Here is a 24887-nt window from a genome sequence, read left to right as displayed (position 1 = left end):
TGTAAATTAGTAAAATTAATCATTTTAATTAATTTCATTAGAGAAAACTTATGACATTAACGCAGATCCACGCTCTGCTTACCGTGCTGAAATACGGCGGTTTTACTGAGGCCGCCAGACGTCTCTATATGACCCAATCGGCGGTCAGCCAGGCCATTGCCGGACTGGAAGAGGAGCTTGGCGTGGCGATAGTCGAACGAGAACGGCGAAAAGCACTCAAGCTGACGGCGGCAGGAGAACGCCTTGTTCCGGCGATGCGACGACTCATGAGTGAAGTGAGCGTCATTAAGGAGATAGCCGAACAGGAAAAGAAAACACCGCTGCGCCTGCTGCGCATCGGCTGCTTCCCCGGCATTTGTGCCAGTATCCTGCCCCAGGTCGTTCACTACTTCGAGCAACATCATCCGCATATTAAAATAGTGCCTTATGAAGCAAACAGTACGGAGATTATTGAAGCCATTCGGGAGAATAATATCGACGCCGGATTCACTCATATTTCCGTTAACGGCCTGTTTGCCACACCATTTTATAAAGACAGATTTATGGTTGTCGTTCCTCAATCGCATCCTTTTGCCCGCCGGAGCAGTATTCCTCTCGAAGCACTGTACGATGAGCCATTAATTATCAGCAAAGGGCGGTACGAAATGAGCATTATGTCGCTGTTTGCGAACAGGAATATTACACCTAATATAAAATATGAATTTAACCACCCAGGCACTGCCATGAGTTTTATTCGTCTGGGATTAGGTATCGCTTTGCTGCCAGAACTCACGCTAAAAACGCTGGAACAACCGCTGTACTCCGTGCCTCTGGAACCTGCCTTTTATCGTCACGTATCGCTTATCACCAGCACCTCACCGGTTAGCGGCAGCCCGATTCAGTTGCTGCATGATTGCCTGCGTCAGCTGGTGGACCAAAAGCGACTTTGACCACATAACAAACATTTAATTTTCGATTTATGCTCGATTTTGTTCGATATCAAACAAATTATCGCTAACCCATGACTTAATGGGGATAAACCGAACATAAAGGAGATGAAATGAACAGCGCCCAGTCAGACGATAGCGAGGTCATTATCATCGGCGGCGGGGCAACTGGCGCCGGCATCGCCCGCGACTGCGCCCGGCGCGGATTACGAACGCTGCTTATTGAGCGCCATGATATCGCCACCGGGGCCACCGGCCGTAATCATGGGCTACTGCATAGCGGCGCCCGCTATGCAGTGACCGACAACGAATCCGCCCGTGAATGCATCAGTGAGAACCGCATCCTGCGCCGCATCGCCCGCCACTGCATTGAATCGACCAATGGGCTGTTTATCACCCTGCCTGAAGATGACCTGGCGTATCAGCAGACTTTTATCACCGCCTGCCAGCAGGCAGGCATTGAAGCTATGCCGCTCTCGCCGCAGGAAGCGCTGCGCCGGGAGCCCGCCGTCAACCCGACGCTGTTGGGCGCGGTGCAGGTTCCGGACGGCACCATTGACCCGTTTCGCCTCACCGCGGCCAATATGCTCGACGCCCGCGAACACGGCGCGCAGATCCTTACCGGCTGCGAAGTAACAGGCCTGCTGCGCCAGGGCGATCGTGTCTGCGGCGTCCAGGTATACGACCGCCAACTTCACCAGGCCCGCACGCTGTACGCCGGGGTGGTGGTTAACGCCGCCGGGATCTGGGGGCAGCGTATTGCGGAATATGCCGACCTGCGCATCACCATGTTCCCGGCGAAGGGATCGCTGCTGATCCTCGATCACCGGATTAACAACCTGGTGATCAACCGCTGCCGTAAGCCGGCCGACGCCGATATTCTGGTGCCCGGCGATACTATCTCGCTGATCGGCACCACCTCAATGCATATTCCTTATGACGACATTGACGACAACCGGGTAACGACGGCGGAAGTCGATATTCTGCTGCGCGAAGGCGAAAAGCTGGCGCCAGTCATGGGCCGCACCCGGATCCTTCGCGCCTACTCCGGCGTCCGCCCGCTGGTGGCCAGCGATAACGATCCCAGCGGGCGCAGCGTCAGCCGCGGCATCGTTCTGCTCGATCATGCCCAGCGTGACGGTATGGAAGGCTTCATTACCATCACCGGCGGCAAGCTGATGACCTATCGCCTGATGGCCGAGTGGGCCACCGACGCCGTCTGTCGTAAGCTGGGAAACACCACCCCCTGTACCACGGCCGAAACCCCGCTGCCCGGTTCCCAGGAGCCAACGGAAAGTACCCTGCAAAAAATTATCTCCCTCCCCACCCCGCTGCGCGGCTCAGCCGTCTACCGTCACGGCGATCGCACTCCGGCCTGGCTTGGCGACAGCCGCCAGCACCGTAGCCTGGTCTGCGAATGCGAAGCCGTTACCGCTGGTGAAGTGAAATACGCAGTGGAAAATCTGGCGGTCAACACCCTGCTCGACCTGCGCCGCCGCACCCGCATTGGCATGGGGACCTGTCAGGGGGAACTCTGCGCCTGCCGCGCTGCCGGACTGCTGCAGCGCTTTAACGTCACCACGCCCGCGCAGTCGTTAACCCAGCTAGCGGAATTTCTCAATGAACGCTGGAAGGGGGTGCAGCCCATCGCCTGGGGCGACGCGCTGCGCGAAAGCGAATTCACCCGCTGGGTCTACCTCGGCCTGTGCGGATTGCCACAGGAGCAACAGGATGAAGTTTGATTGCGCGATTATCGGCGGCGGGCTCGCCGGCCTGCTGTGCGGGCTGGCGCTGAATCAGCACGGCCTGCGCAGCGTCATCGTCAGCCGCGGGCAAAGCGCGCTGCACTTTTCCTCCGCGTCGTTAGACCTCCTCTCGGCGCTGCCCAACGGCGATAACGTCACTGACGTCGCACAAGGTCTGCAGCAACTCGCTGAACAGCTTCCTGAACACCCTTATTCCCGGCTCGGCGCCGAGGCGGTACTCGAATACGCTACGCAGACCGAAGCCCTGCTGGCCGCCTGCGGCGCGGTGATGCAGGGCGACGCGCGCCGGCCGCACCGGCGGGTGACGCCGCTGGGGACGTTGCGCCCGACGTGGCTGTCGCCCCTTGAGGTGCCTGTCGCGCCTCTGCCGTCGCAGGGCACCTGTCTGGTAGGGATCAGCGGCTTTGCTGATTTTCAGCCACATCTCGCCGCCGCCGCGCTCGGTCAACACGGAGTTACCGCCGCGGCGGTGGAAATTGAGTTACCGCTGCTGGATGTGCTGCGTGACAACCCCACCGAGTTTCGCGCCGCCAATATTGCCCGCGTCCTGGATGATGAGAATATGTGGCCGGCCCTGCATGCAGCGCTGCTACCGCTGGCGCAGCAGCATGACCTCTTAATCATGCCCGCCTGTTTTGGCCTCGCCGACGATCGCCTGTACCATTGGCTGCAGGCGCGTCTGCCCTGCCCGCTGCGTCTGCTGCCAACGCTGCCGCCTTCGGTTTCCGGGATGCGCTTGCATTCTCAGCTGCAACGCCAGTTCGTTCGCAGCGGCGGCACCTGGCTTGCCGGCGATGAGGTAGTGAAAATCAGCCATCAGCAGGGCGTCGTCGAAGCCGTCTGGACGCGAAATCACGGCGATATTGCGCTGCGTCCACGCTTTACCGTGCTGGCCAGCGGCAGCTTTTTCAGCAACGGTCTTGTCGCCACTCGCGATAGCGTGCGCGAGCCGATCCTCGGCCTCGACCTACAGCAGACCTTGCCACGGGAAAGCTGGTACCAGCGCGATTTCTTCGCCTCACAACCCTGGCAGCGCTTCGGCGTGAAAACCGATGCCCTGCTGCGCCCTCTGCTGGGCGGGCAGCCGTTCCATAATCTGTTCGCTATCGGTTCGCTGCTCGGCGGGTTCGATGCCATTCAGCTCGGCTGTGGCGGCGGCGTCTGCGCCGTCACCGCGCTGCACGCCGCCAGACAGATGCACGCCCTTGCCGGAGGCCGGCCATGAACGATACCCGTTTTGAAAGCTGCATTAAGTGCACGGTCTGTACCACCACCTGCCCGGTAAGTCGGGTCAATCCACGGTATCCTGGTCCCAAGCAGGCGGGGCCGGACGGCGAACGTCTGCGTCTGAAGGATGGCGCGCTGTACGATGAGGCGCTGAAATACTGCATTAACTGCAAGCGCTGCGAGGTTGCCTGCCCGTCGGATGTGAAAATTGGCGATATCATTCAACGCGCCCGGGCACAGTACGGCCAGCAAAAGCCAACCCTGCGCGACGCCATCCTCAGCCATACCGACCTGATGGGCACCCTTTCCACCCCCGTTGCCCCGCTGGTCAACGCCGCCACCGGCTTAAAACCGGTGCGCCGCCTGCTGGACGCGGCGCTCAACATCGACCATCGCCGCACGCTGCCGAAATATGGCTTAGGCACCTTCCGCCGCGCTTACCGCCAGCTCGCCGCCAGACAGGCGCAGTACCCTGAGCAGGTGGCTTTCTTTCATGGTTGCTACGTCAACTATAACCACCCGCAGCTGGGTAAGGATCTGATCCGCGTCGTCAACGCGCTGGGTACCGGGGTGCAGTTGTTATCAAAGGAAAAATGCTGCGGCGTGCCGCTGATCGCCAACGGCTTTTTCGACAAGGCGCGTAAGCAGGCGCAGAGCAACGTCGCCGCCATGCGGGAAAACGCGCTGCCGATCATTGCCACCTCCTCAACCTGTACCTTTACGCTACGTGATGAATACCCGCATCTCCTCGATGTCGACAACAGCGATCTTCGCGATCGGGTGGAGCTGGCCACCCGCTGGATCTGGAAACAGCTGGATGCCGGCAAGACGCTACCGCTGCGCCGGCTGCCGATGAAGGTGGTCTATCACACCCCGTGTCATATGGAGAAAATGGGCTGGTCGCTATATACCCTCGAGCTGCTGCGGCTGATCCCCGACCTGCAGCTGGAGGTGCTGGATTCACAGTGCTGCGGCATCGCGGGCACCTACGGGTTTAAAACTGAGAATTACGCAGTATCCCAGGCTATCGGCGCCCCGCTGTTCAAGCAGATTGAGGAGAGCGGGGCCGACATCGTCGTCACCGACTGCGAGACCTGCAAATGGCAGATTGAGATGTCCACCAGCAAACGCTGCGAGCATCCGCTGACGGTGCTGGCGCAGGCGCTCGTCTGAGCCCAGCGCCAGCCTGTGCCGTCAATAGCTCGCTTTCTCTTGCGGCTGGGCGCTGGCAGATTTAAACATCGCCAGCCGCCGGTCCAGCGCCTGAGTATACAGCATGGTATCCACCCCGACGGCGACGAAGTTGGCCCCCCAGGCAAGACATTTTTCCGCCATCGCCGGGTCGACCGCCAGAAATCCGGCCGCTTTCCCCGCCGCGCGAATGCGCCGGATGCTCTGCTCGATCACCCGCTGCACGTCAGGGTGACCGGCATCGTCCGGGTAGCCCAGCGAGGCGGAGAGATCCGCCGGACCGATAAACACCCCGTCAATGCCGTCCACCTCGAGAATAGCGTCCAGGTTCTCCAGCGCGGTACGGCTCTCGACCTGAATCAGCAGACAGAGTTCATCATTCGCCTCCGCCATATAATTCTCCACCCTTCCCCAGCGCGCCGCTCTCGCCACGCCGGCGCCAACGCCGCGGCTCCCGATGGGGGGATAACGGGTCGCTGAGACCACCTCCCGCGCCTGCTCGGCGGTATCGACCATCGGCACCAGCAACGTTCTGGCGCCAATATCCAGCACCTGTTTTATCAGGCTACGGTTGCCCTCGACTGGACGAATGACCGGCTGACTGGCATAGGGGGCAATCGCCTGCAGCTGATGATAAAGGTCCTGAATGGTGTTCGGGGCATGCTCGCCGTCGATCAGCAGCCAGTCGTATCCCGACGTCGCAGCGATCTCCGCCATGTAGGATGAGGTGGAGCTCAGCCACAGGCCGATTTGCGTCTCACCGCGTAATAATCCCCGTTTAAAGGGGTTAGATAACAGTGCGTTCATAGCGATTCCTTTATTCAATGCTGTACGCTGCCGCGCTGGGGAACCGCGCGGGCAAGGCTCAATGAAAAGATAATGACCACCCCGACAATGGCGACGCCGGCCAGGGTTAACAGTCCGGCGGCGCTACTGGCGAACAACGTTTCGGCCTGCACGCGCACGATCGGCGCCAGAAAACCACCGATGGCGCCAAAAAGGTTAACAAAGCCAATCCCGGCGGCCAGCGCCGTGCCGGACAGCAGCTGCGTTGGCATCGTCCAGAAGACCGGCTGCACGGCAATCACCCCGACCGCCGCCACGCACAGCGCGATGATAGCCAGCACCGGTGCCACCAGTCCGGAAACTGCAATCCCGACCGCCGCCGCCAGCAGCGTCAGGGCGGCAATATTGCGCCGCTCGCCGGTGCGATCGGAGTAGCGAGGGATAAGCCAGGTGCCGAACAGCGCTGCCACCCACGGGATGGCCGTCACCACCGAGGCAACGAAGCCGACTTTGGTGCCCAGCAGCGCGGCGACCTGAGTGGGCAGGAAGAAAATCAGGCCATAGACCGCTACCTGAATAGTCAGATAAATCAGCGCCAGCTGCCAGACCCGCCCGTTACGCAGCGCATCGGACAGGCGAGAGGTGATCTTTTTCTCCTCCTCGCGCGCCAGCTCGCTTATCAGCGCCTGTTTCTCTGCAGCGCTCAGGAAGCGGGCATGCTGCGGGGAATCGTCCAGCCAGAAGAAGGTGAACGCTCCCGCGGCGACGGCGAGCAGGCCTTCAATGACAAACATCCAGAACCAGCCGGGATGGCCCATAAATCCATGCATCTCCAGCAGCGCACCGGATAAAGGCGATCCCAGCGTCAGGGCCAGCGGCGCCCCCATATAAAACAGCCCCATAATGCTGGCGCGGTTTTGCTGGGGAAACCACTGCGAAGTGAGGTAGATCATTCCGGGAAAGAAACCTGCCTCGGCCGCGCCCAGCAGGGTACGTACCAGAAGAAACTTCGCTTCAGTGTCCGCCCACGCCATCGCCGCCGACAGCACGCCCCACAGCAGCGTGGTGCAGCCGATCCATCTCCTGGCGCCAAATTTGCGCATCAGCAGATTGGCCGGCACCCCGAGGAAGGCATAGACCACAAAGAAAATACCGGCCCCCAGCGCGTAGGCTTCATTGCTGAGCCCGGTATCGAGCTGGTACGTCTCCTTGGCAAAACCAATATTGGAGCGGTCAAGAAACGCCAGCACATACAGGGCCAGCATAAAGGGGATTAAGCGGGCGCGGTTTTTCTTCACCACGCTCTCCAGCAGAGTGTTGCTCATCATAATATCCTCAGGCGCGGGCCGCCGGGCGGCCCGACGCAATCAGTGTTGATAAGGACGCTTCAGGTTGCAGTCGCGATTGAGCTCGACGCCAAAGCCGGGTTTATCCAGGACCGATTTATGAATGCGCCCTCTCTCCGGCACCGGCTCGCCGAGCAGGATCGGGTCAAACTGCGGACGCAGCGTGGCGCAGTCCGGGCTGGTCATCAGAAACTCGCTGAACGGCGTGTTGGTAAAGGTGATCACCGCATGATGTGAGTAAACCGACGAGCCGTGGGGCACCACCAGCTGCCCGCGCGCTTTGGCGATGGCCGCGATCTCCACCAGGGTGGTTAAGCCGCCGCACCAGCCGACGTCGGGCTGCATAATATCGATGCCGGTTTCCGACAGGGTGCGGAAGGACTGCAGCGTGCCGTGGTGCTCGCCGCTGGTCACCAACATCCCGGCCGGCGCCTGGCGCTTCAGCTCGCGATAGCCTTCATACTGCTGCGGCGGCAGGCACTCTTCGATCCACTTGAGGTTATAAGGGGCGCAGGCATGGGCAAGTTTGGTGGCATAATTGACGTCCTGGCTCATCCAGCAGTCCAGCATCAACCAAAAATCTGGACCGCATTTTTCACGCATGTCCGCCACCATGGCGACGTCTTTGCGGATCCCGGCGTCGCCATCGTGCGGCCCCCAGTGAGTGGGCATTTTGCCGCCGATAAAGCCCATCTCCTGCGCCAAGTCCGGACGCGCGCCGGTGGCATAGAACTGGATTTCGTCGCGTACCGCCCCACCCAGCAGTTTGTAGACCGGCAGGCCAACCACTTTCCCGAACAGGTCCCACAGCGCCAGGTCGACACAGGAGATGGTATTCATCACCAGGCCGCCGGATCCCGCGTAGTAAAGGGTGGCATTAAGCATCTGGTCATGGATCAGTTTGATATCGCTGACGCATTTGCCTTCGATAAAGCGGTTGAGATGTTTTTCCACGATAAAGCAGCCCATCTCCCCGGCCGTCGACACCGCAAAGCCGGTCTGTCCGTTGTCGGCTTCCACTTCCACAATCAGCGTCCCCAGCACATTGATGCCAAACGACTGCCGGGACTGCTCATACTGTTTATATTTGCTCAACGGGGTAGCGATATGATCGTCAATCCAGTGGTTAGCCCCCTGATCGTGGTAATCGCCGCCGCCGGCGCCCTGCTCTGCTGTGGCGCCGCCGATGAACCAGGCGCGGACGTGTTTAATTTTCGGTAGGGTCATGATGTTCTCCTTATGATGAGGCGAGTTGTTCGAAGGGGCTTTTCCACCCCAGCAGACGTGAAATATCTTTCGCGCAGGCAATCGCCTTACCGGCCAGGTAATCGCGATTGTCTTCATTGATTTGCAGACGGGTACCCACCACCGAGATGGCGGCGGTCAGGTCGTTATTGGCGTTAAATACCGGGGCAGCCACGCAGCGCACATCCGGATAGTCCTCGCCATTATCAAAGCTCCAGCCCCGGGCGCGGATCCGCCCCAGCTCCTCACGCAGCTGTTGAGCATCGGTGATGGTCGTTGGCGTGGCCCGCTCCCACTGCAGGTCTTCGATAATCGACGCCTGAACGCTGGCGGGCTGCCAGGCCAGCAAACATTTGCCGATCCCGGAGCGGTAAAGCGACAGGCTCTTACCCTCATGTGAGCGCACGCTGATGGTGGCGGGAGACTCAATTTTCAGAATGTAGTAGGCGTTACCCTGATCGATGATGCCCAGATGACAAAGCAGGCCGCACTCGTCCATCAGCCGGGTGAGGCGCGGCCGCGCCAGCTCGCGCAGGTCCATTTTGCTCAGCGCCTGCCCGGCCAGCTCCACCAGCTTGGTCCACAGGCAGTAGTTATCCTGATTATCCATGCTGATGAAGCGCTGCTTTTTTAGCTCGCCCAGCAGCAGATACACCGTACTTTTCGGGATCCCCAGCTCCGCTATTATCGTCGCCGCGCTGCAGGGGCCGATGCGGCCAATTAAATTGAGGATCTCAATCGCGCGGGTCAGCGCCGGGACTTTCGTTGATTCCAACATACTGGACTCCAATCCTGAATACTGGAATCAGTGTTGCGATTGTCCGGGCGGTAAAGTGTGAGCAACCTCGCGGGGCAATCGCTTTCCCGTATGCTGGACCGTTCGCAGCAGAAAATTGCGACTTAACGCACAGAATTTTTTCAGGAGAGTACAACAGGTTGGACAACCGGCGCCCCGAGGATGCGGTGCGCCGGGGGAATGACTTACAGCGAGAGGGAATCCACCACGTTAATCCAGCCATGTTCGCTGGCCAGTGGTTGACCATTCAGCCAGCGACGCAGCATGTTTAACGCCATCATGGCGCAGACTTCCTGGCGTACCGCCAGGCTGTGGCGGGTGACGCTAAACTTCACCCGCAGCGCGAAGGTGCCGTCCGGGGTGGCCAGGGCCACGTTAAGGTGATCGTTTTCCTGGCCGCTCACCGCCAGGGCCAGGCCGGCAAAATGGTTTATGCGCCGCTCGGCGGCCCAGCGGGCCGCCTGCGCCAGCGTCTCCTCCTGCGCCGGAACGACTTCGCTGGCCAGCAGCGGCGCACCGGCGCGGGACAGCTGGAGTGCCAGCAAACCGCCGGTAAACTGCTCGCTGAGCGTCAGACTCAGCTGCCGCTCCTGCAGACAGCGGGCGATCTGCGCCGGTAACCCTTCAGTGCCTTCGAAAATCAGGCTGTCGCCAGCCACCTTACGCACCTCCGGCCACAGGGCCAGCATGGCGTCGCGCTGGTCGGCCGGTCCGGTTAGCTTGAGTTCAATAATCGGCATCGACGAACGGTAACCCATCACCACGCCAGGGGGCAACGTCAGCGGATTAAGACTTTGCGCCAGCTCGCTCTCCGAGCGGCCAAAGGTGGTCAAACGCAGGCATACCGGCGGGTCCGGCAGCGTAAAGCGCTGGCGCAGGCGCGGTAAAATTTCCTGCTCCACCATCACCTTAAATTCAGAAGGTACCCCGGGGGTGAAAAACATCAGGCAGCGGTTGAGCTGGATGGCAAAGCCACAGGCCGTGCCGACCGGGTTGTTGATCATCTCGGCGCTGGCCGGGATTTCCGCCTGCTTACGGTTACTTTCCGCCATTGGCCTGCCGCGCTCGGCAAAAAAGCGGGTCATGGTTTCCAGCCACTCGGGGTGCAAAATAAGCCCTTCGCCTTTCGCAGTGGCGGCGGCCAGCGCGCTGAGGTCGTCGCTGGTTGGACCGAGGCCGCCGTTGACGATCAGCACATCCGCCTGTTCGCTGCGTTCGCGCAGAATCGCCACCAACGCATCGAGATCGTCGCCAACGGTATTGCGGCGCGTTAACGGTAAACCCTGATTAAAAAAGAAATCCGCCAGCCATGCCGCATTGGTATCAACGATTTGACCATGCAACACTTCATCGCCAGTGGACAGCATTTCCACATTCAACATTGCTCACTCCTTGCCTGCCAGGTGAGAAATACTATAACGCAAAGCGGGATGCTGACGAGGAGGAAAATCTGGCGCGGCAAGAAGATACCGCGCCGGAAGAGATTAGAAGCTGGCGCTGGCGCCGATGTATGGGCCGTCGGCGATGGTATTATCGCGGTTGCCATCTTTGCCCGCCAGGTTCAGGTAACGGTAGCCGGCCTGGATGCTGAGCGGACGCATAATGGTCCAGCTGGCGCCAACGTTGGCTTCCTGATAGCTATCAATGCCGCTGGAGAGCGAATCCGGAGAGTAGTAGTAATCGCCGTACAGACGGAAGCTATCGCCGATTTTCCACTGCAGGCCGCCGCCGACCGCGGCCGCATAGCCTTCATCGCCCTGTTTCGGGTTGGTGTAAATACCTTTCCCCCCCACGGTCGCGAGGAACGGCCCCAGCGGAATATTGAGTCCCAGGCCTAAACCAGCTGCGTCGCCGTCGTTATCGCTGTGCAGCCAGTTACCAGAAACGGCCAGGCCGGTGGACTCGGTGCCGAACCCGACGCCAAGGTTGGTGTAATGCTCGCCTGCTTCACCGGTAACGCTGATCGCATGGGCCGCCGAAGAAACCAGCATGACGCCCGCCAGCGCCATAAAAATGCTTTTTTTCATTATTTACTCTATCCAGAAAATTAAAATCAAAGAAGTCCCGAAAAAACCTGAAAATTCTACTGCGCACCCGTCAGGAATCAATGACCTGGAGAAATGAATTTTCACAAGAGTGTAACCAGTTGCGTATTTTTACGGCATCGGGCGTTGCCAGAACCACGAACGGCCCATTTAGTGCCATTCGTATTCATTGTTAATATGGTTAACACTGATATATTGACAAAAAAGAAAACTAACGCCGCACGATCGGTGCGGCGCGGGTGAAAATGGGAACGATTAATGCTGCAGCCGGGCCAGGCGCTCCGAGGCGAGGCCGGTCAGTTTCGCCACCAGCGACAGGTCGAGCCCGTTAGCGAGCATCGCCCGGGCGATACGCTCCGCGGTCTGCTGCTCACCTTGCTCGATACCTTGCTGTAGACCTTGTTCAAGACCTTGCTTTAATCCTTGCTGATGGCCGCGTTGTTCCAGAAACTGGGCAATATTCATTAGCGTCTCCTTATGCGGCCGCCGGGGAACGTTTTGCGCAAGATGGCGCAAAAAAGCAACCGGATCGGCGGCGTTTCCTGCCTGTAATAAATAGTGCAACAGCGTCTTAAGCTGTCTGCGGCTAGTGTATCCCAGCGCCAGGAGCCTGACCAGCTGCTCATGCAGGTCCATCAAATCCCGCTGGCGAATATGCTTCTGCAGCAGCTCCAGCATCGCTACGCGCCGGTGGCGCATGATCTCATCGTCCGGGGTGCTAGTGATATCAATTAAGGGAAAATCTTCACCATAGATCCGCCGCGCGATGTCCGGATCGGCAAAACCTGCCAGCCAGCACATGGGATAAGGCCAGGGAGAAACGCGACCATGATAAAACAGCAGCGGGATAACCAACGGCAGCTGCGTATGCCCTTTATCCAGATGACGCTGCATCGCGGCTATCGCATAGCGCATCAGGCGAAATGCCATATGGCGATCCGCCGAGCTTTGGTGCTCTATCAGCAGATAGATATAGCCCTCCCCCGCCTGCGTTTGCAGCGAGTAAAGGATATCGGAATGACTCGCCCGCAGTTCGTCGTCGATAAAGCTCCCGGATTCCAGCCGCAGCGTGTTCAGGTTACATAACGCGCGTAGCGGTGCGGGGAGGTGAATGTCGAGAAAATCCCTGGCCGTCGCCCGATGCGACAATAGGTGTTTAAATACAGCGTCGTGGGGGGAATTCGTCGCCCTTTCCATGGCGGTGCTCCATGCAATCATTTTCGCTTAACGTAGCACTCAACAAGACCTGAACGGTATTTCTCTTGCAGTTTACCGAGGCGGCTCGCAAACTATTTCACCAGCATACCGCCCCATCCCCCTGCAGGAGAAAACCCATGCGCCAAAGGACGATTGTTTGCCCGCTTATTCAGAATGAAGGCCATTATCTGCTGTGTAAGATGGCACCCGACCGCGGCGTTTTTCCCGGGCAATGGGCCTTATCCGGCGGCGGCGTGGAGCCAGGGGAACGTATTGAAGAGGCGCTGCGGCGGGAAATTCGCGAAGAGCTCGGCGAAAAACTTATTCTCACCCATATCGCGCCATGGTGCTTTCGCGACGATACCCGCGTCAAAACCTATCCCGACGGGCATCAGGAAACGATCTACATGATCTATCTCATCTTCGACTGCGTCAGCGCCAATCGCGACGTGACGATCAATGAGGAGTTTGACGATTACGCCTGGGTCAAAGCCGAAGATCTCAAAAACTACGATCTCAATGCCGCCACCCGCCTTACCCTCAGCCTGAAAGGACTACTTTAAGTCCACAACATACCGGTACAGTGCGACATTCAACCCACCCCGCGTTTGCCGCCGGATAAGTGGGGGGTTACGATACCGTTGTATGCGTCTGCTGCCTGACCCACTCGCACAGCGCCCGGCGCGAAATCTTAATCCCGCCGTTCTTTAACGCTTCCGGCAGCCGTAGCCAACGCACCGGCTGCTGGAAACGCGCTAACCGCTCAGCGCTCCATGCCGCCAGGGCGCTCATCTCGCAGCCGTCATCGCATTCCACCACCGCGACCGGGCGCTGACCATATTCGACATCATCCAGCGGTACAATAAACACCTGTTGTACCTGCGGATATGCGAGTATCACACGCTCGACCTCTTCCGGTTGAATACCTTCCCCACCGCTAAAAAAGAGATTATCCAGTCGCCCAACAACCGTCAGCCGACCGTTGTGTAATGCTCCGCGATCGCGCGTCGCAAACCAGCCTTCATCGTTGGTTAATGGCAACAATTGACCATCCCGCCAGTAGCCTGCGGCCATACTGGACGCCCGCAGCCAGATCTCGCCGGCAACAATTTTCACCTCCCGCCCCGGCAGCGGTTCGCCCACATCCGCCGCGCCGTCGGCCACTTTGGCACAGACCGTGGAAGCGAACTCGGTGAGGCCGTAGCCGCAAAATGTGTGTATCCCCTGCGCTCGCGCTCTTTCGGTCAGCTCGACCGGGATCGCCGCCCCGCCGAGCAGCACCGCCTTGAGGGAAAGCGCAGCATCATCATTCAGCAGGCGCCACAGCTGAGTCGGTACCAGTGAAGCGTGGGTACAGCCCTGCAGCGCTTGCTCCAGCGGTTGTTTGTCACGCACCGTCAGCCGCGCGCCAGCCAGCAGCCAGCGCCAGATGATCCCCTGCCCGGAGACATGGAACAACGGCAGCGACAATAGCCAGTCGTCTTCCGCGGCAAACGGCATCAGCGCCAGCACGCCAGCCGCGCTGGCCAGATGAGCGTTGGCACTATGTACCGCCGCTTTCGGCAGACCGGTTGAGCCGGAGGTTAACGTCATCGAGACCAACCGTTCGCCATGCCAGCAAAGGGCATGGGCGCCTTCTGCCGCCTGCAGCGTTAACGCGGGTAAATCCCCCGGCAGCGCAGCCCCGTTAAGCACCAGTTGATGCTGTATGGTTAACGCAGGCAACAGTTCTTGCAGCAACACCGCTGGCAGCTGCGGATTCAGCGGCAGTACCCGCGCCCCGCACTGTAGCAGCGCCAGCCAGGCCAGCAGCGTTTCCGGCTGGTTATAAGCCCGGAGCGCCACGCCCTGACCTTCCATTACGCCCTGCGCGGCAAAACCAGACGCCAGCGCGTCAACCCGCGCGCATAGCTCACGCCAGGTCAGCGGCTGGTTATTGAGACGTAAGGCCTGGGCTTCACCGCGCCGCTGGCGCCAGTGGCGCCAGGGCCAGTCGTTAAAGGTCACAGCAGCGGCTCCAGCGCATCAATGTTAATCATCGGTAGCGTACTTTCCGGCCACGGCCGTATCAGTTGCGCGCCCATCAGCGCCAGCGTGTCGAGTCCGGGGATGGTCTGCGGCGTCAGCCAGGCGGCAATCCGCGCCAGCTGGGTTAACCCGAGGCTGGACTCGATCGACGAGCTAATCACCGCACTCAGCCCCAGGGCATGCGCCGCGGCGACCTGTTGCTGAACCTTTTGCACACTGCCGGTCAGCGTCGGCTTGATCACCACCGCGCGCACGCCCGGCTCGGCGACAAAGCGGAAATCCGCCTCGCGCAGGCTTTCATCCCAGGCGATAGCGATCCCTGTCTCGCGGCTAAAGGCCCGCGATTCCTCTCGCGTTTTGCAGGGTTCTTCAAGAAAGGCAATGCGCTGGCGATACGCCGGATTAACGTATTTGGCGAACTGCTGCGCTTTAAGCGGTGTCCACGCCCGGTTGGCGTCCAGCCGCAGCTGCAGGTCGGGGATAGCCTCCAGCAGCAGATTAACCACCATGCCGTCGCGGACCGCCTCCCACAGCCCCACTTTCACCTTAGCGACCTTCTCGCCGGGCATCGCCGCCAGTCTGGCGAATAGCTCATCCGGGTCGCCGGAGCAGAGCGGCGCGGCGCGATAATCCGCGGCCAGCGGCAGCACGCCGCTGAGCTCCGCCTGCGCGCAGCTGATACCAAACGCGACGGAGGGCTGCATCGGAAGCGGCGGCTCCGCGCCGTTGCGCCAGGCCAGCGCCCACGCCAGCAGCGCCATTTGCGCCTCTTCCAGCGTCTCGTCACTGAATCCCGGCAGGGGAGAAATTTCCCCCCAGCCTTCGCGCTCCCCCTCCTGCAGGCGGATGAACAGCCCGTCGCGGGTTTTTAACCGCCGCTCGCGCAGCACCACGCCCGCGTCCATCGGTATCTGCCAGCGGTAAACCTGCGAAACGCGCATTATGGATTCCGTTTAAATTTGCTGAAGTCCGGCTGACGTTTCTGGTTAAAGGCGTTACGTCCTTCCTGCCCTTCTTCCGTCATGTAGAACAGCATGGTGGCATTACCCGCCAGCTCCTGCAGCCCGGCCTGGCCATCGCAGTCGGCGTTCAGCGCCGCTTTCAGGCAGCGCAGCGCCATTGGGCTGTTTTGCAGCATTTCACGACACCAGCGCACGGTCTCTTTTTCCAGCTCCGCCAACGGGACCACGGTATTCACCAGCCCCATGTCCAGCGCCTGCTGCGCGTCATACTGCCGGCACAGGAACCAGATTTCGCGCGCTTTTTTCTGCCCGACGATCCGCGCCATATAGGAAGCGCCCCACCCGCCATCAAAGGAGCCGACTTTAGGCCCGGTCTGGCCGAAGATGGCATTGTCCGCCGCGATGGTCAGATCGCACATCATGTGCAGTACGTGGCCGCCGCCGATAGAGTAGCCGGCCACCATCGCCACCACCGGTTTCGGGCAGGTGCGGATCTGGCGCTGGAAGTCGAGCACGTTAAGATGATGAACGCCGGAGTCGTCCTGATAGCCGCCGTAGTCGCCGCGGACTTTTTGGTCGCCGCCGGCGCAAAAGGCTTTCTCGCCTTCACCGGTCAGCACGATGACGCCGATATTGTCGTCATAGCGGGCATCCGCCAGCGCCTGAATCATCTCTTTGACGGTCAGCGGGCGGAAAGCGTTGCGCACCTGCGGGCGGTTGATAGTGATTTTGGCAATGCCGTCGGCCGATTTGTGATAGCGAATATCGGTATAGCCTTCGGAGCAATCGTGCCATTCAACGGGGGCGTAGAGCATTGCTTCATCAAGAGAGATCATAGAATGTCCTTCAGTTAACTTGCCAGAATCTGCGCCAGACAGGCAATCACCGCCGCCGGGTTATCCCGGTGCGCGTTGTGTCCGGCATGGTGAATGATATGGGTATCGGCGGCGAGCGCTTGCGCGATGGCGCGAAACTTCGTGTCGCATTCCCCGCACAGGTAGTGAAAAGGAAAATCGCGAGCCTGCAGAGACGCGCGCAAATCGGCTTGCCGGGCAAGGGAGGTCGCCTGCAGCATCGCCGCCAGCGTCGCGCCGTTATTGCGGCTGCGTAAGGCGACCAGCGCCACGCGCTGCCCGGCGTTTAGTGAAGCGAAGACCGGCTGCTGATACCAGTCGGCAAAGACCTGCGCCAACGGCTCATGGCGGAAACGTTCTGCCCAGGCGCTATCGGTGCTACGCCTCGCCTGCCGTGACTCTGCATCCTGCAGGCCCGGGTGTCCGCCCTCGACGATCAGCCCGCGCAGGCCCGCGCGCGGCTGGCAGGCGAAGTTCATCGCCACTCGGCCGCCCAGCGAGTAGCCGATCAGCCAATACTTATGTATGTTGTAACTATCAAGCGTAGCCTGCAGCAGAGCATTGACCCCGGCAAAGTCCTGCACCGCGATATCCGCCGAGCCGCCGTGGCCCGGCAGATCGAGATACAGCCGCGGCCAGGCGGGAAAGGCGTCGCCCACTTCCCGCCACTCGTTGCGGTCGCCGGAAAAACCGTGCAGAAACACCAGCCAGGGATAACCCAACTGACCGTTTTCGACAGCAGCGCTGAGGATCACAGGCGGCTTACCTGCGCCAGCAACTGCTGAAGGGTCTGTGTGCCGTCGGTCTCGTTGACCGCCAGCTCAATCACCGTCGCCCCCGCCCTGCGCCAGGCGGCTGCCAGCGCCTCTTCCAGCGACGGCCAGTCATCAGGGCGATGATAGGCCAGATCGAACATCGCCGCCGCGTGGCTGAAATCAACATCCTGCGGCATTAAGTAGAACTGGCGCCGCTCGTCCTGGGGCGTCGGCAGCATAGAGAAAATCTGTCCGCCGTTATTATTGACCACGATCAGCACCAGCGGCGCTGACGCCTGGCGCAGCAGGGCCAGTGAGTTAAGATCGTAGAGCGCGGAGAGATCGCCAACGATGGCCAGCGTCGGTCGGGCGCTGGCGCGCTGTACGCCAGCTGCAGTGGCGATCAGGCCATCAATGCCGCTGGCGCCGCGGTTACTGTAGACCGGATAACCCGCCGGCAACTGCGCCAGGGCGTCGATCAGGCGCACTACCAGACTGTTACCGACAAACAATTGGCCCTGCTCCGGCAGATAGCGCCGAATACGCTGCGCCAACTGGGCTTCGCCAAAGGGTTCGTTGCTGGCGACCGCTGCCTGCCATGCCTGGCGGGAGAGCTCAGGGATGGCCGTCGCCCACGGCTGCCGTTTCTCGGCCGGGTGCAGCTCAAGCCAGCGCTCAACGCTGGCAAGCAGGCGGCGGCCGCGGTGCTGCGCCGGATCGAGACGACCGGGCAGATTATCCACCAGCCAGTATTCATCCGGCTCGCAAGTCGCCTGCCACTGGAGCACGCGTTTGCCGGTCAGGCTGCTGCCGAGTTGCACAACGATCTGCGCCTGCGCCAGCTCGCTGACCGCTTTGCCGTTGCCCAACCACAGGTCGGCGCACGGCAGCGGCTGCCCGGTCTGCGACAGAACATCACCGATCAGCGGCCAGCCGAGGGTCTGCGCCCACTCAGCAACCTTTTTCCCTTCCGCGGCGCTCATTCTGCCCGCCACGACGACGCCGCGTTTTTGCCGCCAGAAGAACCAGTCGCGCTGTTTCTCACTCTCTAGCTGCAGCGCCTGGCGCAACCAGGGTTTATCGCTCTGCCACCAGTTACCGAGCTGCTGTTGCCACTCCAGACCGGTCTCATCCATGTCGCCATACAGTGGTTCGGCGAACGGGCAGTTGATATGCACCCCGCCGGCGTGCAGCGCCCCCAGCGCCTGGTCGATGGTTGAGACCAGCCAGCGGGCAGGAATATCCTGCGAGGGACGCGGCAGAGAAATCGTCTGCGAAGGATGGGAGGCAAACATCCCCGGCTGGCGGATCGCCTGGTTCGCGCCGCAGTCGATCAGCTCCGGCGGACGGTCAGCGGTCAACAGAATCAGCTTTTCGCCGGTGAGGCCCGCCTCAATCAGCGCCGGATAGAGGTTCGCCGTGGCGGTCCCGGAGGTGACAATCACCGCCACCGGCTGTCGGCTGGCCTTCGCCAGACCGAGCGCCAGGTGGCCAAGGCCGCGTTCGTCGAAATGGGTATGATGGATAAAGGCGCGGTTTTCCGCCGCCGCCAGGGTTAAGGGTGTCGAGCGCGAGCCCGGCGCGATGCAGATATGCTGCACGCCATGGCGCGTTAAAGCTTCCAGAATCACCGCCGCCCAGCGTCGGTTAAATGCGCTTACTGACATGAAATTGTCCGCTATCAAATATTGATGCTAAGTATAGATAAGGCAAAGTGACGTCGTTTTGATATGTATCGTCATTCCCGGCTTATGGACAAAGCAGCGAGCGCAGCCCGGCCGCTTTGTTGTCAATCTCCTGCCACTCCTGCTGCGCATCAGAGCCGCTGACGATCCCCGCCCCGGCATACAGCCGCAGGATGTCGTTCTCAACTTTCGCTGAACGCAGCGCCACGCAAAACTCGCTTTGCGCCAGCGACAGATACCCGGCGGAACCGGCATACCATTCACGGGAAAACGGTTCATGGCGCTGAATGAACGCCAGCGCCGCCCGGCGTGGCAGGCCGGCCACCGCGGCGGTGGGCTGCAGCTGCAGCAGACAGCGGCTGTCGTCAGGCACCGCCAGCTCGGTCCAGATACAACGTCGAAGATGCTGCACCTTACGCAGCCTCACCACCTGCGGTGGCAGGACGTCCAGCGTCGAGGCCTCACTCTGCAGGCGCTGGCAGATATCCTCCACCACCAGCATGTTTTCCCGCTGGTTTTTGTCGTCTTTCATCAACCAGTCGGCCAGCTGCTGCGCCTTCGCGTCGTCCTGATGGTTCGCGACGGTCCCCGCCAGCGCTTCGGTGCGCAGCAGCGCGCCGCGCCGGCGCCACAGCCGTTCCGGCGTGGAACCGAAAAATGCCTGCCGGGCATTAAACGCCATCAGGAAATGAAAACAGTTGAGATTGCTGCGGCGGCTGGCCGTCATGATGCTCACGGCGTCCAGCGGCGCGGCAAACTGCAGGTCGGTTGCCCGCGCCAGCACCACTTTATCCATTTCACCGGCGCTAATCGCCTGCGTCGCCCGCGCAATCATTGCCTGCCACTGAAGATAGTTGGATGAGTGGCGCTCGCTCAGCAGCGGCGGTATGGCGCCGGGAGTCGCCTGAGTGGTTGTCAGGCTGGCGAGAAACACGCGGGCCATCGCCGCATCGTCGCGCAGGGAGATATCACTATGCAGCACCAGCCGCAGCACGGCCCTGCCGCCGCACCGACGCCACTCCAGTCGGGGCAGCACCAGGCAACCCTGCTGCGGTTCGAACGCATTCAGGCCGCAGATACGCAGATCCTGCTGCCCGGCCTGGCGTAAAAAGCGGTTGGCCGCGTCGAGCGAGGAAAAGGTTTTTACCGCCCCCAGCGTCGCCAGTTCCTCATCGCCATTACGCTGCTGCCAGTAAAACTGCGGCCATTGCGCCTGCTGGCCGCACCACAGCAGCGGATCGAAGGCATCATTCAGCGGAAAGGCAATATCGATAATTCGCGTGCCGGGCGAGTCAGGAAAAGACTCACCCAGGCCGTCAGATAAACGGGCCAGCGCGGTGGAAACAGACAGCACGCAAACCTCCACGGTAGTAAAACCCCACATTATAAGGGGTTCGACGGCGGAATAGCAGTACCCATGACGAGGGAGCGGGTTTATCTTCCCCGCTCGCCAGGCCAGCGCCCTGACGAGCGTGCTGAAAAATTAGACCGGGCGACTTTCCCGCGCCATTCCGATGTGGGGGATGCCATCCTCATCATAGACCTCGGTCACCGGCGTAAAACCGAAGCTGGCATAAAATTTCTGCAGATGCGCCTGGGCGCCGAGGTAAAGCGCCTTTTGTGGCCAGTGTTGTTGACAGCTGGCCAGCGCCTGCTCCATCAGCTGATAGCCGAGCTTCTCACCGCGCGCGGCGGGGCTGACGATGACCCGGCCAATCACCACCGGCGCAAACTCTTCTTCACTTTTGAGGATCCGCGCGTAGGCCAGCAGTTCGCCATCGCGCCAGCCGAGCAGATGGCGATTTTCGCCGACCAAATCATCGCCGTCGACATCCTGATAGGCGCACTGCTGCTCCACGACAAAGACTTCGCTGCGCAATTTCAACAGCGCATACAGCTGGGGAACGGTGAGTTCACTATGGTGGAGATCCTGCCAGGTCATCATCTGCTGCTCCTTATTGATATACTGATACTTTGCGACTCGCCCTGAGGACACTGGACGATGGAATTAACTTTTTTGGGGACATCCGCCGGGGTGCCGACCCGCACGCGTAATATGACGTCGATAATACTCAATTTGCAACAGCCGACCCGCGCCGAAATGTGGTTGTTTGACTGCGGCGAAGGGACCCAGCATCAGTTTCTGCACACGCCCTATCATCCCGGCAAACTCAATAAAATTTTTATTACCCATCTGCACGGTGACCACCTGTTCGGCCTGCCCGGCCTGCTGTGCAGCCGTTCCATGCAGGGGAACTCTCTGCCCCTCACCCTTTACGGGCCAAAAGGGCTCAAAGAGTTTGTTGAGACCGCGCTGCGCCTGAGCGGCTCGTGGACCGACTACCCCCTCACCATCATCGAAGTCGGCCCCGGTCTGGTGTTCAACGAAGAGGGCTATCGGGTCACTGCGTACCCGCTCAGCCATCCAGTGGAGTGCTACGGGTATCGCATTGAGCAACACGATAAGCCGGGCACGCTGGACGCCGCCCGGCTGATTGCCGACGGCGTGCCTCCCGGGCCGCTGTTTCACCCGCTGAAGCGCGGTGAGCGCGTGACCCTGGCGGATGGCCGGGTGATCGACGGCAGTCATTATCTGGGGCCTGCGACCCCGGGTAAAACGCTGGCCATCTTCGGCGATACCGCTCCTTGCCCTGAAGCGTTAGAAATGGCCCGTGGGGCGGATGTGATGGTCCATGAAACCACGCTTGAGCAGGCGATGGCTGGAAAAGCCAATAGCCGTGGCCACTCCTCCAGCCAGCAGACCGCGACGCTTGCCAAAGAGGCGGGCGTCGGCACGCTAATCGCCACCCACTTTAGCTCACGCTACGACGCCGAAGGCTGCCTGCGTATGCTGGCGGAATGCCGGGAAGTTTTCGCCAATACGCTACTGGCGGAGGATTTTATGGTCTATCGGCTGGCGTAAACCGCAGGCATAAAAAAACCGCCGACAAGTCGGCGGTTAATTCAGTTCACCAGCAATGTGATTACATCAGCGGCGTCGCCAGCTGCACAATGCTAATCAGCGGCTGCGGCCAGACGCCGAGCACCAGCACCAGCAGCGCGGAGATCAGCACCACGATACCGCCGGCGCTGTACTGCCAGTTCGATGGCGCATCACGGTTCAACTGCTCCGGGGCACTCAGATACAGGCTGACGGCCACGCGCAGATAGTAGTAGAGACCAATCGCCGAACCGACAACCACTGCGGCAACCAGCCACCACAGGTGCGCATGCACACCGACGGCCAGCACGTAGAACTTACCGATAAAGCCGAGGGTCATCGGAATACCGGCCAGCGACAGCATCATCACCGTCATGACCGCCGACAGGATCGGACGGTGCCAGAACAGGCCGCGGTAGGAGAACAGCGAGTCCGCATCCGGACCGCGGTACGGACTGGACATCAGGCTGACCACGCCGAACGCACCGAGGCTGCTGAACAAGTAACCGGCCAGGTAAACGCCCACAGCTTCCATCGACATTTCGCCACTTTGCAAGGCGATCAGCGCCACCAGCAGATAGCCGAGATGGGAGATGGAAGAGTAACCGAGCAGACGCTTGATGTTGGTCTGGCTCAGCGCCATCAGGTTACCGAAGATGATAGAGGCGAAGGCGATCAGGCCCAGCACCACGCGTACCGCTTCGCTGTTGCCCACCGGCATGTACAGGAACAAACGCATCACCACCCCGAAGATGGCGATCTTGCTGGCGGTCGCCAGAAAGGTAGAGACTGGCGCAGGCGCGCCCTGGTATACATCCGGCGTCCACAGGTGGAACGGCACCAGCGACAGTTTAAAGCCAAGACCGACGATCATCAGACCGAGGCCCGCCAGCAGCAGCGGCTCGTGCAGCGCGTTGTCCGCCAGGCTCTTGCCCAGCGCGAGGAAGGACAGGTTGCCGGAGTTCGCATACACCAGCGCCATACCGAACAGCAGGAAAGACGAAGCTGCCGCGGAGAGGATAGTGTATTTGATGCTCGCTTCCAGCGAACGCTTCTGACGGAAGGCGTAGCCGACCAGGCCGAACAGCGGCAGCGAAATCAGCTCAATACCGAGGAACAGCGCCGCCAGATGATTCGCACCGGCCAGCAGGATGCCGCCCAGGGCGGCGATCAGCACCAGCAGGTAGAACTCTTCTTTGTTGTCCTTGTAACCCTCAAGCCATGGGTAGGCGAAAGTACAGGTCGCAAGGCTCGCCAGCAGCACCAGCCCGGTATAGAGCATAGCGTAGCCGTCAACGCGGATCAGCGGGGTGACGTCCATGGCCCCGTTCTGGCCGACAAACCAGAGCGAGACCAGCGCGGCGTTAAGTCCGATGACCGACAGCGTGGCATTGAGAAAATGATTGCGTCGCCACGCAATGGAGAGCATCACAACCACCACCGTCAAGCCGACGATCAGCAGCGGTAGCAGTGCGATCAGTTGTTGTGGAGTTATTGTCATGGCGAATTACGGCCTTGTAGTAGAAACAGAATTAACAAACCACTGCTGAATGTTGCTCATCGCAGCATGCGAGGTGTCGAGGATCGGCTGCGGGAAGAAGCCCAACAGCACCAGCAGCACCACCAGCAGCAGGATGATAGACAGTTCACGCAGGGACATCCCCGGCAACTCTTTCGCCGCCACTTCGCTTTTCGCTTTACCGAAGTAGGCGCGATGCAGCATCGACAGCGAGTAAACGGAAGCGAAAACCAGACCAAAGGTCGAGATAACGGTGATCACCGGCACCACTTTATAGCTGCCGAACAGGATCATAAATTCGCCGACAAAGTTACCGGTACCCGGCATCCCCAGGGTGGCGACAGCGAAGAACATCGACATCGCCGGCAGCCATTTAATTTTGCTCCACAAACCGCCCATCTGGCGCATATCGCGGGTGTGCAGACGTTCGTACAGCTGGCCGCAGAGAATAAACAGACCCGCCGCGGACAGACCGTGGGCAATCATCTGGATCACCGCTCCCTGATAGGCCAGCTGGCTGCCGGTGTAGATAGCAATTAGCACGAAGCCCATGTGGGACACAGAGGTGTAAGCGATCAAGCGTTTGATATCGGTCTGGGCGAAGGCCATCCACGCGCCGTAGAAGATACCGATCACGCCTAGCCACATGGCAATAGGTGCAAACTCGGCGGAGGCGTTCGGGAACAGCGGCAGCGCAAAGCGCAGCAGACCGTAGGCCGCGGTTTTCAGCAAAATACCCGCGAGGTCGACGGAACCGGCAGTCGGCGCCTGGGAGTGGGCGTCAGGCAGCCAGCCGTGCAGCGGTACCACCGGCATTTTCACCGCGAAGGCGATGAAGAATCCGAGCATCAGCAGGTATTCCACGCCGTGAGACATCGGAGTTTTCAGCAGCTCTTCATAGTTGAAGGTCCACACACCGGTGGCGTTGAAGTGAACGAAGGCCAGCGCCAGAATGGCGATCAGCATCACCAGGCCGCTCGCCTGGGTATAGATGAAGAACTTGGTGGCCGCCGTGATACGCGTTTTACCGTCAGAAGCTTTATGGCCCCACAGCGCGATCAGGAAGTACATCGGCACCAACATCATTTCCCAGAAGAAGAAGAACAGGAACATGTCGATGGCGAGGAACACGCCGATGACGCCGCCCAGGATCCACATCAGGTTTAGATGGAAGAAGCCCTGGTATTTTTCGATTTCACGCCACGAACAGAGCACCGCCAGCACGCCAAGCAGGCCGGTCAGCACCACCATCAGCAGCGACAAACCGTCGATCGCCAGATGGATGCTAATGCCAAAGCGTGGGATCCACGGCAGCACGAATTCCGACTGCCATTGCGGAATACCCGCGGATTGCGTCAGAGAATAGCCGCCCTGCATCCACAGCTGCAGGCCAAGCACCAACGTCAGTCCCATGGTAATCAGCGCGATCCAGCGCGGCACTTTCACGCCAAAGCGTTCGGTCTGCCAGCACAGGAAGCCGCCGATAAAGGGAATTAATATTAGCCAGGGTAATAACATGGCGATTTTTATTCCTTGTTAAAGTCCCGTTCAGGACCGATTTTCAACGAATTCGACTACATTCACGTTTGAGTGCGGTTGGTTGTGTCGGGTGGCGCTT

Annotated in this window: 22 protein-coding genes; 6 read left to right on the top strand and 16 right to left on the bottom strand. The window is 60.2% G+C overall.

The genetic code is table 11. The annotated features are described in order from the left end of the window. Positions 1-50 precede the first annotated feature (50 nt). From LGL98_RS07550 to glpC, 4 genes are all read left to right on the top strand, one after another. The gene (locus LGL98_RS07550; RefSeq protein ID WP_025711601.1) at positions 51-929 is read left to right on the top strand and encodes a LysR family transcriptional regulator; all 879 of its coding nucleotides are present in this window, start codon (positions 51-53) and stop codon (positions 927-929) included. Positions 930-1039: 110 nt separating this feature from the next. Next, positions 1040-2668 carry an anaerobic glycerol-3-phosphate dehydrogenase subunit A gene (gene glpA / locus LGL98_RS07545; protein WP_136034653.1) on the top strand — a complete coding sequence of 543 codons (1629 nt, stop codon included), beginning with the start codon at positions 1040-1042 and terminating at the stop codon, positions 2666-2668. Beyond that, the gene (glpB, locus tag LGL98_RS07540; RefSeq protein WP_136034651.1) at positions 2658-3917 is read left to right on the top strand and encodes a glycerol-3-phosphate dehydrogenase subunit GlpB; all 1260 of its coding nucleotides are present in this window, start codon (positions 2658-2660) and stop codon (positions 3915-3917) included. Before glpA ends, glpB begins: the two co-directional genes overlap by 11 nt. Continuing rightward, positions 3914-5092: an anaerobic glycerol-3-phosphate dehydrogenase subunit GlpC gene (glpC, locus tag LGL98_RS07535; RefSeq protein WP_136034650.1), complete on the top strand. Its 1179-nt coding sequence runs from the start codon at positions 3914-3916 to the stop codon at positions 5090-5092. The genes glpB and glpC overlap by 4 nt, the downstream gene beginning before the upstream one ends. A 21-nt stretch (positions 5093-5113) precedes the next feature. Here the strand turns inward: glpC and yfaU are convergent, their stop codons facing one another. The 7 genes from yfaU to LGL98_RS07500 all read right to left on the bottom strand — a co-directional run bounded on the left by yfaU (position 5114) and on the right by LGL98_RS07500 (position 12525). Then, complete coding sequence (gene yfaU, locus LGL98_RS07530) at positions 5114-5917, bottom strand: 2-keto-3-deoxy-L-rhamnonate aldolase (protein ID WP_136034648.1); 804 nt, start codon at positions 5915-5917, stop codon at positions 5114-5116. A gap of 14 nt (positions 5918-5931) precedes the next feature. Further along, complete coding sequence (locus LGL98_RS07525; RefSeq protein ID WP_136034795.1) at positions 5932-7221, bottom strand: MFS transporter; 1290 nt, start codon at positions 7219-7221, stop codon at positions 5932-5934. Between the two features lie 42 nt (positions 7222-7263). Beyond that, positions 7264-8469, bottom strand: coding sequence for an L-rhamnonate dehydratase (rhmD, locus tag LGL98_RS07520; RefSeq protein ID WP_136034646.1), 1206 nt, complete (start codon positions 8467-8469; stop codon positions 7264-7266). A gap of 10 nt (positions 8470-8479) precedes the next feature. Continuing rightward, entirely contained in the window at positions 8480-9265 is a 786-nt protein-coding gene (locus LGL98_RS07515) for an IclR family transcriptional regulator (protein ID WP_002913046.1), read from the bottom strand. A 203-nt stretch (positions 9266-9468) separates the two neighbouring features. After that, positions 9469-10665: a nicotinamide mononucleotide deamidase-related protein YfaY gene (locus tag LGL98_RS07510; protein WP_110210292.1), complete on the bottom strand. Its 1197-nt coding sequence runs from the start codon at positions 10663-10665 to the stop codon at positions 9469-9471. A gap of 102 nt (positions 10666-10767) precedes the next feature. Continuing rightward, a complete protein-coding gene (locus LGL98_RS07505) occupies positions 10768-11310 on the bottom strand; it encodes a YfaZ family outer membrane protein (protein WP_136034644.1) in 543 nt (180 codons plus the stop codon). A gap of 273 nt (positions 11311-11583) precedes the next feature. Beyond that, positions 11584-12525, bottom strand: a complete 942-nt coding sequence (locus tag LGL98_RS07500; protein ID WP_136034642.1) for an Rpn family recombination-promoting nuclease/putative transposase — start codon at positions 12523-12525, stop codon at positions 11584-11586. A gap of 137 nt (positions 12526-12662) precedes the next feature. Here LGL98_RS07500 and nudI point away from each other — a divergent pair, with 137 nt between their 5' ends. Next, positions 12663-13088, top strand: a complete 426-nt coding sequence (gene nudI / locus LGL98_RS07495; protein WP_136034640.1) for a nucleoside triphosphatase NudI — start codon at positions 12663-12665, stop codon at positions 13086-13088. 67 nt (positions 13089-13155) lie between these two features. Here the strand turns inward: nudI and menE are convergent, their stop codons facing one another. From menE to LGL98_RS07460, 7 genes are all read right to left on the bottom strand, one after another. Next, complete coding sequence (menE, locus tag LGL98_RS07490) at positions 13156-14532, bottom strand: o-succinylbenzoate--CoA ligase (protein ID WP_136034638.1); 1377 nt, start codon at positions 14530-14532, stop codon at positions 13156-13158. After that, complete coding sequence (menC, locus tag LGL98_RS07485; RefSeq protein WP_136034636.1) at positions 14529-15494, bottom strand: o-succinylbenzoate synthase; 966 nt, start codon at positions 15492-15494, stop codon at positions 14529-14531. The genes menE and menC overlap by 4 nt, the downstream gene beginning before the upstream one ends. Continuing rightward, complete coding sequence (menB, locus tag LGL98_RS07480; protein ID WP_008803957.1) at positions 15494-16351, bottom strand: 1,4-dihydroxy-2-naphthoyl-CoA synthase; 858 nt, start codon at positions 16349-16351, stop codon at positions 15494-15496. The genes menC and menB overlap by 1 nt, the downstream gene beginning before the upstream one ends. Positions 16352-16365: 14 nt before the next feature. After that, the gene (menH, locus tag LGL98_RS07475) at positions 16366-17124 is read right to left on the bottom strand and encodes a 2-succinyl-6-hydroxy-2,4-cyclohexadiene-1-carboxylate synthase (RefSeq protein WP_136034634.1); all 759 of its coding nucleotides are present in this window, start codon (positions 17122-17124) and stop codon (positions 16366-16368) included. Continuing rightward, positions 17121-18791 (bottom strand): 2-succinyl-5-enolpyruvyl-6-hydroxy-3-cyclohexene-1-carboxylic-acid synthase, encoded by a 1671-nt coding sequence (menD, locus tag LGL98_RS07470; RefSeq protein ID WP_136034632.1) that lies wholly within the window; start codon positions 18789-18791, stop codon positions 17121-17123. The genes menH and menD overlap by 4 nt, the downstream gene beginning before the upstream one ends. Positions 18792-18873: 82 nt before the next feature. After that, positions 18874-20163, bottom strand: coding sequence for an isochorismate synthase MenF (gene menF / locus LGL98_RS07465; RefSeq protein WP_136034630.1), 1290 nt, complete (start codon positions 20161-20163; stop codon positions 18874-18876). Between the two features lie 129 nt (positions 20164-20292). After that, positions 20293-20754, bottom strand: coding sequence for a GNAT family N-acetyltransferase (locus LGL98_RS07460; protein ID WP_136034628.1), 462 nt, complete (start codon positions 20752-20754; stop codon positions 20293-20295). Positions 20755-20811: 57 nt separating this feature from the next. Here LGL98_RS07460 and rnz point away from each other — a divergent pair, with 57 nt between their 5' ends. After that, a complete protein-coding gene (rnz, locus tag LGL98_RS07455; RefSeq protein WP_136034626.1) occupies positions 20812-21732 on the top strand; it encodes a ribonuclease Z in 921 nt (306 codons plus the stop codon). Between the two features lie 61 nt (positions 21733-21793). Here rnz and nuoN read toward each other — a convergent pair whose 3' ends face one another. Beyond that, the gene (nuoN, locus tag LGL98_RS07450; protein WP_136034624.1) at positions 21794-23251 is read right to left on the bottom strand and encodes an NADH-quinone oxidoreductase subunit NuoN; all 1458 of its coding nucleotides are present in this window, start codon (positions 23249-23251) and stop codon (positions 21794-21796) included. Between the two features lie 6 nt (positions 23252-23257). Then, positions 23258-24787 carry an NADH-quinone oxidoreductase subunit M gene (nuoM, locus tag LGL98_RS07445; RefSeq protein ID WP_136034623.1) on the bottom strand — a complete coding sequence of 510 codons (1530 nt, stop codon included), beginning with the start codon at positions 24785-24787 and terminating at the stop codon, positions 23258-23260. Positions 24788-24887 lie beyond the last annotated feature (100 nt).

Origin of the sequence: Klebsiella africana, assembly GCF_020526085.1 — a bacterium.
Classification (GTDB): Bacteria; Pseudomonadota; Gammaproteobacteria; order Enterobacterales; family Enterobacteriaceae; genus Klebsiella; species Klebsiella africana.
This window is presented reverse-complemented; position numbering and strand designations above follow the sequence as displayed.